Below are 12,601 nucleotides of genomic sequence, written 5' to 3'. Positions count from 1 at the left end.
AATCAATAAAATAACTTAATGAGAAAAGTAGTAATATCCGGCATGATCGGCAACGCTTTAGAATGGTATGATTATGCATTATATGCGCAAATTGCTTATATTATAGGTCAGCATTTTTTTTCCGGATCCAGGAATGCGAGAGACGTTAACTTTTGCGGTATTTGCTGCAGGCTTTGTAGTACGACCGCTCGGCGGTATTATTTTCGGTAATATAGGTGATAGATTCGGTAGACGTACCTGCTTTTGTGATGGGTATTATAGCTATGGCAATACCGACTGCCGGGATAGGGCTCTTACCAAGTTATAAAACTGTTGGAATTGCCGCGCCTATTATTTTAACTATTATCAGACTCATACAAGGTTTTGCTTTAGGAGGGGAATTTAGCGGTTGTATTTCGTATATTGTAGAACATGCTTCGTTCGAGCAGCGAGGACTTGTGGGGAGTAGCTCATTTGTTAGTATGTGTGGCGGTATGCTGCTTGGACTTGGTACAGCGGTCGGTTTTTCTTATTTTATGCCTGCCGATACGCTATTTGAATGGGGTTGGAGGATACCTTTTATTGCCGGTTTATTTATTAGCTCCATAGGTTTATATATTAGAAACAACCTAGCAGAAAGTCCTATTTATAAAAAAGCTAAGGTAACAGGGCGTTTAGCACGTTTTCCTTTACGAGAAACATTAACAAAATACCCAAAAGAACTAATTATCGCACTTGGTCTGTATATTACCGTAACTGCTCCTTTTTATACTTCTACGGTTTTTATTAGTAATTTTATGCAAACACTCGGTTATACTAATCAGCAAAGCACAATTGTTAGTAGTATAATATTAATCGTAATGATGATAGTATTTCCTATATCTGTGTATGTTTCGGATAAGGTGGGGTGAGATCCTGTACTAATATGGGGGATTATCTTGTTAATTTTATCAGTCTATCCTATTTTTGTAGCCTTAGGGTCGATGAATTTTACTTTAGCTATAATATCTCAAGTAATATTTGCTGGAGTTATTAGCATTTATATGGGGCCTATTCCAACGGTTTTAGTAGAGATATTTCCGATTAGCATAAGATTTACCGGTGTTGCACTTTCATACAACCTTGCAGCTGCTATATTTGGCGGTACTGCTCCAATGTTAGTAATGATATTAACGAAAGTTACCGGAGACAATTATGCTATTGCATATTATTTAATTGTACTTGCCTTGTTATCTTCTATAATTCTAAAATTCTATAAAGAAACCTATAAAAAGAATCTAGTAAATATAATATGAGCGAAGTTTTTGAAATACCAAACGGTGAAAGCAAGGTTTTACTCCATTGTTGTTGTGCTCCTTGTGTTGGCCCTTTAATGGAAAAAATGATTGATACCGGCATTAAGTTTATGCTTTTTTTCTATAATCCTAATATTCATCCTAAAAAAGAATATGAGCTTCGTAAAAACGAAAATATTAAATTTGCCGAGAAACATAATATAGAATTTATCGATGCAGATTATGATCCGCAAAATTGGTTTAGACGTGCTAAAGGGATGGAGTTTGAGCCTGAGAGAGGTATACGCTGTACAATGTGTTTTGATATGCGTTTCGAGCGTACGGCTTTATATGCTTATGAGAACGGCTTTAAAGTTATAACTAGCTCGCTTGGTATTTCTAGATGGAAAGATATGAACCAAATTAATGAATCAGGAACTAGGGCGGCATCTCATTATGAAGGAGTGACCTATTGGACTTATAATTGGCGTAAAGACGGTGGTGCTAGCAGAATGTACGAAATTGCCAAAGAAGAGAACTTTTATAAACAAGAATTTTGTGGTTGTGTTTATTCTTTCCGTGATACTAACGATTGGCGAGTAGCAAACAATCGCCCTAAAATCGAGATCGGCAAGGAGTATTATTAAGACCTCAAATTAATAAAAAATATTTTATTTTTAAATCTTCATATTATAATAGTCTAGACAATCTAGCTATACGAGGATTTTTTATGAATAAATAGCAGTTACACGAAGCAAAGAATAAGTTAAGTAATATTATTGATATTGCAATGCATGGTACCCCTCAATGTATTACAAAAAGGGGTGAAGAAGCAGTTGTAATTACTAGTATAAAAGACTATAAACAACTTACTAAACAAAAACCTGATTTCAAAGAATATTTATTGAGCATGCCTAAGACAGATAATTTGGATATTCAGAGAGTAAAAGGGTATGCTAGAGATTTTGAATTATGAAATATTTATTAGATACTAATGTTGTATCTGAAATTCAAAAGAAAAATCCACTTCTCAAGTAGCAGCATGGTTTTTAATTGTTCATTCTAGCCAGTTATACTTAAGTTGTATTACTATCAGCGAAATAAGAAAGGGAATATCAAAATTAGTAAAGAAAGCTAAAATAGCAAGTTTAAAATTAGAAAAATGGTTAGAAAGAATAATAATAGATTATAATGAAAAAATTCTTAATATTGACAAAGAAATATGTGAGGAGTGGGGTGAATTAATGAGTATTAATAGTACGAATGCAATCGATGCTTTAATAGCTGCACAGGCAAAACAAAGCAATATGATACTAGTTACTAGAAATATCAAACATTATAATAATAATATGTTTAATATAAAAATATTCGATCCTTTTAACTGATCAAAATTTTCTTTCCCAATAATAATACCCTATGAAAAAACTATCATTTCAGCAAATTATTCTGACATTACAAAATTATTGGCAGGATTATGGCTGTGCAATATTGCAGCCTTACGATGCTCATGTTGGAGCCGGTACGTTTCACCCTGCAACTGTGCTTCGCTGCCTTGGTACTAAATCTTGGTCTGTTGCATATGTTCAGCCATCAAGAAGACCAGGGGATAGCAGGTATGGCATGCATCCTAATAGAATGCAGCATTATTATCAGTTTCAAGTTATCTTAAAGCCGTCGCCGGATAATATTCAAGAGTTATATCTTAAAAGCTTAGAATGTTTAGGTATAGATTTAAAAATTCATGATATTAGATTTGTTGAAGATGATTGGGAGTCGCCAACCTTAGGTGCTGCCGGGCTTGGCTGGGAAGTATGGTGTAATGGTATGGAAGTATCACAATTTACTTATATGCAGCAAATTGGCGGTATTGAATGCCGTCCCGTTGCCGGTGAAATCACTTATGGACTCGAGAGGCTTGCTTTATATATTCAAGGTGTTGATGAAGTAAGAGAGCTTGATTGGAACGGGCAAGTAGGCGAAAAAGCTTTAAAATACGGTGAAGTGGATTTCGAAGCTGAACGGCAATTTTCAAAATATAATTTAGAGCTTGCCGATAGTGAAATGTTACTGCGACATTTCAAGGATAGCGAAGACCAGTGTGAGAGATTAATCAAAGCTAATTTACCTATGCCGGCTTATGATGAATGTCTTAAGGCAAGTCATGCATTTAATCAACTAAATGCGCTTGGAGTAATTAGCGTCACTGAGCGTGCTTCTTATGTTTTAAGGGTGCGTCATTTAGCTAGAGTTTGTTGTACAAAATGGTTGGAGATGAATAAGTGAGCGAGTTATTATTAGAGCTATTTAGCGAAGAAATTCCGGTTTTTATGCAAAAAAATGCTAAAGAGGGTTATTTAAATATATTCACGAAAATTTTTAAAGAAAACGAAATATTTGCAAAAGTACAAGTATTCGTGGGACCTCGTAGGATAACGCTGCATGCTACCCATTTGCCAAAGATAACTTTGCCAAAAGAGGAAGAAATTAAAGGACCAAGCATAGAAGCTCCGGAAGCCGCTATTAACGGCTTTTGTAAAGCTCATAATGTTAGTAAATTAGAGCTGTCTACTAAATTAATTAGTAATCAGTTATATTATTTCTTTGTCAAAAAAACAGAAGAAAGAGAGATAAAAGAGATTTTGCCGGGGATTATTATAGAGGCTATTAATAAATATAGCTGGGCAAAATCGATGTTTTGGGGTGATTACAAAATAAAATGGATTAGACCTCTGCGAAATATTTTATGCATATTTGACGGCGAAATATTACCGATGCAATTTGGGCATTTAACCGCTAATAATATTACGTATGGGCATCGTCTTACTGATAATAAAAAATTAGAAGTAACAGGTTTTGAAGATTATAGAAATAAGCTTTTAGAAAATCATGTTATTTTAGAAAGAACAAAGAGAGAGGCAATAATTAAAACCGGTTTACTGGAACTAGCAAATTCTCATGATTTAATTATAAAAGAAGATAATCGTTTAGTAGAAGAAGTAGCAGGGCTTAGCGAATTTCCTGTTGTACTGCTTGGACAAATCCCGCAAAAATTTTTAGAGTTACCTGAAGAAGTACTTATTTCTTCGATGCGTACGCATCAGAAATATTTTTGTTTATTTGATAAAACAGGAAATTTTACACCGTATTTTCTCTTTGTTAGTAATGGCAGATTTACAAATGCTGAACTAGTTATTCAAGGTAACGAGAAAGTTCTATCGGCACGTCTTTCAGATGCTTTATATTTTTGTAAGCAGGATATAGCTAAAACTTTAGAATCAAGATTAGGCCAATTAGAAGCTGTAACATTTCATGCAAAGCTTGGTAATTTAAGAGAAAAAATTGAACGCATAACCGATATTTGTAATTATATAGCTCCAAATAATAAGGATTTGATTACAGCAGCTAGACTTTGCAAAAGTGATCTTGTTTCTGAGATGGTCAGGGAATTTCCTGATTTACAGGGGATTATGGGTTATTATTATGCAAAACATGAAGGGCTAAATGCAGAAATAGCCGCTGCAATTAGAGACCATTATAAACCGCAAGGTTTGAGCGACAATGTACCAAGCGGAAATGCGGCTTTACTTGCTTTAGCCGATAAGCTAGATAGTTTAGTAGGTTTGATGATAGCAGGGGAAACACCAACCGGCTCAGGTGATCCATATGCCTTAAGACGTCAAGCTCTTGGTATAATAAGAATAATACTTGAAAATAAATTAGAGCTAAATTTTAATGATTTAATTAATTTTTCTATAAACTTATATAAAGATTCATCTGACGAAAATAAGAATTTAATAATGTCTTTTTTTGAAGAAAGAGCAAAATTTTTTTTAAAAAATGACTATGATATTGCGTTAATTAATGCAGTTCTTGACTTAAATTTAGTAGATACAAACTTTAAGCTTGATGCATTAAAAGAATTTTTAATAGAAGACGCAGGCAAGCAATTATTAAATGCTTACAAACGAGCTAGCAATATAATTGGTGATCAGAAAATTACCGGCTTAGTTGATGCGAGTCTCTTTAGTACACAACCTGAAAAAGAATTATTTGAAGTAATCCAAAAAATTTCTCTGCAAATTATAGATAGTATAGCTGATAAAGATTATAAGAAAGCCTTAAATTTATTATCGTCTCTATTAATTCCCATTACTAGCTTTTTTGATAATGTACTCGTGAATGACTCTGATCCAAAGATCGCTCAAAATCGTTTGTCGTTACTACAGAATATGTGCGAATTATTTGATAAAGTAGCTAAGTTTAATCGCTTATGATAAACAAAGCAGTTCAATTTATAAAATCAGGTAAAGTGGTTGTTTTCCCGACTGAAACAGTCTATGGGATTGGTGCGGATGCCACAAATAATGAGGCGTGTTTAAAGATTTTTCAGTTCAAAGAGCGTCCTGCTGTCAATCCGCTTATCGTACATGTCTCCTCCATAGAGCAAGCAAAGGAAATAGGGGAGTTTGACGATTTAGCTACAAAAATAGCAGAAAATTTTTGGTCTGGACCATTATCTATGGTTGTCCCTTTAAAAAAGAATGCAAATATTGCCCCTAGCGTAACAGCAGGACTAAATACCATAGCACTTCGGATACCGTCTTATCCTGTAGCGTTAGAGCTTATCAGACAATCAGGTATACCTATAGCTGCCCCAAGTGCTAATCCTTCAAACTATATTAGTCCGACTAACGCTGAGCATGTCACAAAACATTTTAAGGATAATCAGGAAATTTTTATTTTAGCACCTGAAATCTATCAATCTAAATATGGGCTAGAGTCAATGATAATCGATACAACAACTGTTATTCCTACTATTCTTAGAGAAGGGGTTATAACTGCTGAAATTTTAGGAGAAAGACTAGGGATAGAAGTTTTAAAAGCATCAGAAACAAGTACTATAAAAGCTCCGGGAATGCTTGTAAAACACTATTCACCAAAAGTACCGGTTAGGCTAAATGCTATAAATTTAGAGGATAAAGAAATCGGATTAAATTTTGGCAATAGCAATCTTACAGGAAGATTTTCATTAAACTTAAGTGTAAAAGGTGACTTTATAGAAGCCGCTGCAAATCTTTATGCTTATTTAAGAATACTTGACGATTATGCTGCATCTCATGATGTAAGAGGTATAGCAGTTAGCCCTATACCTCAAGTGAATGTAGGGGCTGCAATTAATGATCGCCTAAAACGTGCCGCAAAATCATAAATTTCGGCGTTCTATTTGCCTTAATAGCTTTTTGATGATGTTTGGTAATTACATAATTATCGTGCGGTTTTAAATAATCATTTTTATTTATAATTTCAAAATTACCGTTCTGCTGTATTAACTCTATTGCTGCATAAAAATAATTTTCGATATCAGAAGCAAATACTAAATTACCATTGTCTTTTAGCTTATCTTGTAAAATCTTAAGTCGTTCTTTATTGAAAATACGTTTCTTTTTTTGCTTATTTTTTATCCATGGATCGGGAAATAAAATATAAATTCCATCAAGGCTATTACTTGGTATCTCATGTAATATTAAATCCAAATTATTAGGGAATAATAAAAAATTCATGATATTTTGTTCGCCTGCAAGCTTTAAAACATTTGCAACTCCATTTAAATATACCTCTACCCCAAAAAAAGTGTATTAGGATTCATTTTAGCTTGATTAATGAAATGCTCACCCATACCAAAGCCTATTTCAAGAAATACTTTACGTTTTTCATTTACAAGCTTTTCTTTAGAAAATAAATATTTTGGTAGTTCGTTATCTAATAAATTCTATTGCACTCCTGATAAGCTTTTACCGATACGTCTTGCATATGACCGATTTAGATTAATAGGAGAAAATAATATTACCCTACTGTGACCTTGTAGATCTTTATAAACACTTTCAATATTATAACCATGATCTAAGAAAATTTGGGTTACCGCTTCTTCCTGTTTAAACCCTATTTCTAATATAATCTTACCATTTGGTTTTAAGAATTGTTTGGCATTTTCAGCGATGCGAAAGTAAGCTTGCAGTCCGTCTTTTTCAGCAAATAAAGCAATAGACGGTTCATAATTGATTGTTTCAATTGCCATCTCTGATTTTTCGCTGTGAGCTATATATGGCGGGTTGCTAACAATAAAATCAAATTTCTGAGTTTCAATGTTCTCAAACCAATTACTGTGAATAATCTGAATGCGATCCGTTACCTCATATTTTGCCGCATTACTTTTGATAATTTCTATAGCATCAAGACTTATATCAGTCGCAATTACATTAGCATTCGGTAACTCACATAATAGACTGATAGCAATGCAGCCGCTACCTGTGCCAAGTTCTAGGATATTTAAGCATTTGTCATTGCAGTTTTCGCTTATGTCCTCCCCGCGAAAGCGGGGATTTGGTTGCTTTTTTTCTGGATTCCCGCTTCCGCGGGAATGACATTGAAATACAACATCCACTAAAACTTCAGTATCGCTTCTTGGAATTAATACATGTTTATTAACAATAAATTCACGTGAGTAAAATTCTTTAACACCTGTAATATATACTATCGGTTCATGCTTTAATCTTCTCTCTAACAGTTTTTCAAAAGCTTCTATCTCAGCTTCATTTAACTGCTTATCAAGATTAATAAGTAAATACTCAATAGGTTTATTTATAGCATGCTGTAGTAAAATCCGTGCTTCTAATTGCGGAGAACTAATACCTATTTTATTTAATTTATCTGTAGCGTCACTAAGAATTTGTTTTATAGAACATTGCATGGAAAGTTTTATTTTCTGCCAAAATTTTTCATTTCTAAAATCTCATCTACACTACCTAGTAGTGCTCGTTTTTTAAGTTCAGTAAATTCATGAAATATATTATTACCAAATTTATTCTTATAATATTCGGGTTCTAGAGTTACTATTTTAAGATAATTTTTGGTTTTAGGTATTTTAATTATTTTCATAAACCGTTTTATGTTATTATATCACCAATTATTTCTGAATAATATTCATGTTCTATATAGCTATTTTTAAAGCTAAGATTTGCTAATGTTTCTAAATCACAAGTGATTAAAGGTTCTTGTTCGTGTTGATTTTTTAATAAATAAGGACTAGTACAAAACCAAGCGAACTCTCCTTTTATCTGGTCAGCAGTTAGTTTATTTAGTACTTCACCATTTTTCCCATACAAAATCAAGTCAGAAAAAGTACCATATCCTGCTTCGGTAAATTTTATGGGAACTTTCTTCTCACCTAAAATTTCTTGTTGATTTTTTAAAATATATTCTAAATAAGCTTTAAAATAATGATTATACTCTTGTTCCTCATATCGTGTCCTGTACACTTAGTATAATAATTTTGTCTGTGGCTGTACTGAAATCTTGCAGAAAAGTAAAAGTCTCTTCTAAGCTCGCTTTTTGTTTTCTAAGATTTAAAACACCCTCTTCCATAGAAGATAAGGTTTCTTCTAATTTAGCATTAGCTTTTTTCATTTTATAAATCTTTTAAAGATTCATTCTTAATTTTATATTTAAAAATTAATATTTTGTCAGTTATAAACTAATTATCTCTTCCATATCCCTTGGTAACTTACAAGAAAATTCCATAATCGCATTACTAGTCGGATGAGTAAAACTTAAATACCAAGAATGCAGGGCTTGACGTTTAAAATCAATTAATTTTGCTTTTAGTTCAGGGGGAGAATGAGCAATTTTTCGGTCGTTATTGCCGTAAGTTTGGTCGCCGACTACCGAATACTTTAAATGGCTTAGCTGTACTCTAATTTGGTGAGTTCTACCCGTACTAAGCTTGCACTCCACCATACTAATACTACCTTTATAAAATAATTCTAGAGTTTTATAATGTGTAACGGCTTCTTTGCCGCCATATTTTAATATGGTCATTTTTTGGCGATCGCTTCGGCTGCGACCTATATTATTCTTAATGACTCCTTCTAGCGGATTTATTACTCCCCACACTAACACTTTATATTTCCGTATTACCTGCCTTTGTTCTATCTGATTTGCAAGTAGCATATGTGCTTTATTATTTTTAGCAACTACCATCAAGCCCGTAGTGTCTTTATCTAAACGATGTACTATTCCGGGTCTTTCTGATGAGCCGATATCTGATAAGTTTTTTGTATGATGTAATAAAGCATTAACAAGCGTATCGTCATGATGCCCTGCTCCCGGGTGTACCGTCATACCTGCAGCTTTGTTAATTACTATCAAATCATCGTCTTCATATATTATATCAAGTGCTACATTTGCTGCTGCAATTTTTAGCTCTTCAGGTTCTTTAAAAGAAAATAATATAATATCATTCTCCTTGACCAAAACATCAGGATCAGAAATAATTACATCATTAACTAGTACTTGCGAATCTTTAATAGCTTTTTGGATTTGATTCCTTGAAACCTTTTCAAGGAGCGATGATAGAGCTTTATCAAGCCTTATGCCATTTAGTTCGTGTGGTACGGAATATTTTAACATATTTTATTTTAAGATAATGAATAATACGCTTAAATGGTTAAGTGCAATCGGTGTTGAATATTATTGCCATGAACATCCACCGCAATTAAAGGTACGTAATAATACTGAACTAACTGCAAAGCCACAAGTAAAACTTATGTCGACAAAAGAAACTGTATTCAATATGGATGATAAAGTTCAGGATAATATAACCCTAGCAAGATCTCTTGCCGATAAAGCTAATAATATCGAAGAACTAAAAGAATCTCTACTAAATTTTAATGGTTGTGAACTTAAGAAATTTGCTACTAATATGGTTTTCGGTGACGGTAATTTGGAAGCTAAAATTATGTTAATAGGCGAAGCCCCGGGAAGTACCGAAGATTTGAAAGGAATACCTTTTTGCGGCGAAAGTGGCAATTTACTTGATAATATGCTACACGCTATCGGAATTTCACGAAAAAATAACGCTTATATTACTAATACGGTATTTTGGCGTCCTCCTGCTAATAGACAGCCGACGTTCGAAGAAGTCGATATTTGTAGACCTTTTGTCGAGAAGCATATTGCGCTTATTAACCCACAGCTAATTATTCTAGTCGGTAGCACGGCTGCAACTAGCTTACTTGGAAAAAATTCGGGTATTACTAAAATTAGACAAGAATATTATTTTTATACCAATAAATATCTATCCGCTCCTATTCAAACTACGGCAATCTTCCATCCTGCCTATTTACTCCGCCAACCTATGCAAAAACGCGCCTCTTGGTATGATTTACTCAAGATTAAGGAGTATTTAGTCAATAATAGACTTCTTGTATAACTTGTACATTAATCTAGTACTCATAGCTTCATGTACTTTTCAAAATAATTTGCTACTGGACAATTAGTCGTATATATGCGACAGTGTAATCATCTCTAGTTAAGTTTAATATGCAAAACACTAAACAAATACAATTTTTATAACAGATATTCTGCTATTAAATGCAGGTAATAAAGATACTCAAGGCAAAGATATTAAAAAAGCCTTAGAAATAATAGAAGAAGTTTATAAATGAAATTGAGGGTGTTATATGTAAAGTTTACAGATTATGTAAAAGCAAAATTACAAAATGAGGAAACATTAGTAGGGTATATTAATGAAGCATTAGAGCAATATTTCATGGATCATAATAATGAGCTATAATAGCTACTTTCAAAGAAGCCATTATAGCAAGAGGAGGTATAGCAAAAATCTCTAAAGAAGCTCATATAAATAGACAACATATATATAGAATGTTATCTAGCAAAGGTAATCCAAGTGTCGACAATATAGGATCTTTGTTAAACGCTTTAGGCTTGCAGTTGAAAGTAGCAGCATGTGCGTTTAAATTTTCATTAACCTTGCAAGTTGAGTAAGATATTAAAGAAAATAATAAATCATAATTCATTTCTAATTTCATTAAATTAGGGTTATACTTACTGATATATAAAAATAAGGTATATCCATATGACCAATGAAAATAATAATGATTCAGAATTTGCTGAATTAAAAATCAGAGGAAAAATATTTAAATTACCTATACTTAAAGCAAGTATCGGTGAGGATGTAATCGATATAAGTAGGATATCTGCGGAAGCCGATTGCTTTACTTACGACCCGGGTTTTATGTCTACTGCTTCTTGTCAGTCTACTATCACCTATATAGACGGTGATGAAGGAATCTTGCGGCATCGAGGATATGATATTAAAGACTTAGCTGAGAAAAGTGATTTTTTAGAAGTGGCATATTTATTGATTTATGGGGAACTACCAAGTGGCGAGCAGTATAATAATTTCACTAAACAGGTTGCTCATCATTCATTAGTGAATGAAAGATTACACTATTTATTTCAAACCTTTTGTAGCTCTTCTCATCCTATGGCTATTATGCTTGCGGCTGTCGGTTCTCTTGCGGCATTTTATCCTGATTTATTGAATTTTAAGGAAGCAGATTACGAACTTACCGCTATTAGAATGATTGCTAAAATACCTACCATCGCCGCAATGTCTTATAAATATTCTATAGGACAACCGTTTATTTATCCTGATAATTCGTTAGATTTTACCGAAAATTTTCTGCATATGATGTTTGCAACGCCTTGTACGAAATATAAAGTAAATCCAATAATAAAAAATGCTCTTAATAAGATATTTATCCTACATGCCGATCATGAGCAGAATGCTTCTACTTCAACAGTCCGAATTGCCGGCTCATCTGGAGCTAACCCTTTTGCTTGTATTAGCACGGGTATTGCCGCACTTTGGGGACCTGCTCACGGCGGGGCTAATGAAGCGGTAATAAATATGCTTAAAGAAATCGGTAGTTCGGAGTATATTCCTAAATATATAGCTAAAGCTAAGGATAAAAATGATCCATTTAGGTTAATGGGTTTTGGTCATCGTGTGTATAAAAACTATGATCCGCGTGCTGCAGTACTTAAAGAAACGTGCAAAGAAGTATTAAAGGAACTCGGGCAGCTAGACAATAATCCACTCTTACAAATAGCAATAGAACTTGAAGCTATCGCTCTTAAAGATGAATATTTTATTGAGAGAAAATTATATCCAAATGTTGATTTTTATTCGGGTATTATCTATAAAGCTATGGGTATACCGTCGCAAATGTTCACGGTACTTTTTGCAATAGCAAGAACCGTAGGCTGGATGGCACAATGGAAAGAAATGCATGAAGACCCTGAACAAAAAATCAGCAGACCTAGACAGCTTTACACCGGTTATGTACATAGAGAGTATAAGGGTATTTGGAAGCGGTAAACATTGTCGTCATTGCAAGCGACTGCAAGGAACGTAGCAATCTCAAGAGATTTTGATGAGATTGCCCATGTCGCTTCGCTCCTCGCAATGACGTTGAAAATATAAA

Annotated in this window: 12 protein-coding genes and 4 pseudogenes; 11 read left to right on the top strand and 5 right to left on the bottom strand. The window is 33.5% G+C overall.

The window, feature by feature from the left end; all coding sequences use genetic code 11:
* Positions 1 to 18 precede the first annotated feature (18 nt).
* The 7 genes and pseudogenes from QUD19_RS01930 to QUD19_RS01900 all read left to right on the top strand — a co-directional run bounded on the left by QUD19_RS01930 (position 19) and on the right by QUD19_RS01900 (position 6,462).
* Positions 19 to 1,274: pseudogene (locus tag QUD19_RS01930) on the top strand (MFS transporter).
* A complete protein-coding gene (locus QUD19_RS01925; RefSeq protein ID WP_014409708.1) occupies positions 1,271 to 1,900 on the top strand; it encodes an epoxyqueuosine reductase QueH in 630 nt (209 codons plus the stop codon). The pseudogene QUD19_RS01930 and the gene QUD19_RS01925 overlap by 4 nt, the downstream one beginning before the upstream one ends.
* Before the next feature lie 95 nt (positions 1,901 to 1,995).
* Positions 1,996 to 2,229 (top strand): annotated as a pseudogene (locus QUD19_RS01920) (type II toxin-antitoxin system Phd/YefM family antitoxin); the annotation flags it as partial.
* Positions 2,226 to 2,638 (top strand): annotated as a pseudogene (locus tag QUD19_RS01915) (type II toxin-antitoxin system VapC family toxin). The pseudogenes QUD19_RS01920 and QUD19_RS01915, both read left to right, overlap by 4 nt.
* A gap of 31 nt (positions 2,639 to 2,669) precedes the next feature.
* Positions 2,670 to 3,536: a glycine--tRNA ligase subunit alpha gene (locus tag QUD19_RS01910; RefSeq protein ID WP_498808386.1), complete on the top strand. Its 867-nt coding sequence runs from the start codon at positions 2,670 to 2,672 to the stop codon at positions 3,534 to 3,536.
* On the top strand, positions 3,533 to 5,527 hold the full coding sequence (gene glyS, locus QUD19_RS01905; RefSeq protein ID WP_498808385.1) for a glycine--tRNA ligase subunit beta: 1,995 nt from the start codon (positions 3,533 to 3,535) through the stop codon (positions 5,525 to 5,527). Before QUD19_RS01910 ends, glyS begins: the two co-directional genes overlap by 4 nt.
* The gene (locus QUD19_RS01900; protein ID WP_498808384.1) at positions 5,524 to 6,462 is read left to right on the top strand and encodes an L-threonylcarbamoyladenylate synthase; all 939 of its coding nucleotides are present in this window, start codon (positions 5,524 to 5,526) and stop codon (positions 6,460 to 6,462) included. Before glyS ends, QUD19_RS01900 begins: the two co-directional genes overlap by 4 nt.
* On the opposite strand, the pseudogene trmB reads toward QUD19_RS01900, so the two are convergent.
* The 5 genes and pseudogenes from trmB to QUD19_RS01875 all read right to left on the bottom strand — a co-directional run bounded on the left by trmB (position 6,428) and on the right by QUD19_RS01875 (position 9,719).
* Positions 6,428 to 8,001, bottom strand: a pseudogene (gene trmB, locus QUD19_RS01895) (bifunctional peptide chain release factor N(5)-glutamine methyltransferase PrmC/tRNA (guanosine(46)-N7)-methyltransferase TrmB). The gene QUD19_RS01900 and the pseudogene trmB overlap by 35 nt on opposite strands.
* A gap of 8 nt (positions 8,002 to 8,009) precedes the next feature.
* Positions 8,010 to 8,189, bottom strand: a complete 180-nt coding sequence (locus tag QUD19_RS01890) for a hypothetical protein (protein ID WP_498808382.1) — start codon at positions 8,187 to 8,189, stop codon at positions 8,010 to 8,012.
* An 8-nt stretch (positions 8,190 to 8,197) separates the two neighbouring features.
* Positions 8,198 to 8,569, bottom strand: coding sequence for a hypothetical protein (locus QUD19_RS01885; RefSeq protein WP_498808381.1), 372 nt, complete (start codon positions 8,567 to 8,569; stop codon positions 8,198 to 8,200).
* Entirely contained in the window at positions 8,550 to 8,717 is a 168-nt protein-coding gene (locus tag QUD19_RS01880) for a hypothetical protein (RefSeq protein WP_498808380.1), read from the bottom strand. The genes QUD19_RS01885 and QUD19_RS01880 overlap by 20 nt, the downstream gene beginning before the upstream one ends.
* Positions 8,718 to 8,777: 60 nt before the next feature.
* Positions 8,778 to 9,719, bottom strand: a complete 942-nt coding sequence (locus QUD19_RS01875) for an RluA family pseudouridine synthase (RefSeq protein ID WP_498808379.1) — start codon at positions 9,717 to 9,719, stop codon at positions 8,778 to 8,780.
* Positions 9,720 to 9,735: 16 nt separating this feature from the next.
* Here QUD19_RS01875 and QUD19_RS01870 point away from each other — a divergent pair, with 16 nt between their 5' ends.
* The 4 genes from QUD19_RS01870 to QUD19_RS01855 all read left to right on the top strand — a co-directional run bounded on the left by QUD19_RS01870 (position 9,736) and on the right by QUD19_RS01855 (position 12,495).
* Positions 9,736 to 10,521 (top strand): uracil-DNA glycosylase family protein, encoded by a 786-nt coding sequence (locus QUD19_RS01870; RefSeq protein WP_498808378.1) that lies wholly within the window; start codon positions 9,736 to 9,738, stop codon positions 10,519 to 10,521.
* Between the two features lie 231 nt (positions 10,522 to 10,752).
* The gene (locus QUD19_RS01865; RefSeq protein WP_498808377.1) at positions 10,753 to 10,884 is read left to right on the top strand and encodes a hypothetical protein; all 132 of its coding nucleotides are present in this window, start codon (positions 10,753 to 10,755) and stop codon (positions 10,882 to 10,884) included.
* A gap of 89 nt (positions 10,885 to 10,973) precedes the next feature.
* Positions 10,974 to 11,096 carry a hypothetical protein gene (locus QUD19_RS01860; RefSeq protein ID WP_498808376.1) on the top strand — a complete coding sequence of 41 codons (123 nt, stop codon included), beginning with the start codon at positions 10,974 to 10,976 and terminating at the stop codon, positions 11,094 to 11,096.
* Between the two features lie 91 nt (positions 11,097 to 11,187).
* Positions 11,188 to 12,495, top strand: a complete 1,308-nt coding sequence (locus tag QUD19_RS01855; protein WP_498808375.1) for a citrate synthase — start codon at positions 11,188 to 11,190, stop codon at positions 12,493 to 12,495.
* Positions 12,496 to 12,601: the final 106 nt, after the last annotated feature.

Source organism: Candidatus Rickettsia kotlanii (genome assembly GCA_030295365.1).
Lineage (GTDB): Bacteria > Pseudomonadota > Alphaproteobacteria > Rickettsiales > Rickettsiaceae > Rickettsia > Rickettsia kotlanii.
Note: the sequence above shows the minus strand (reverse complement) of the source record. Positions and strands in the feature narration are given on the sequence as shown.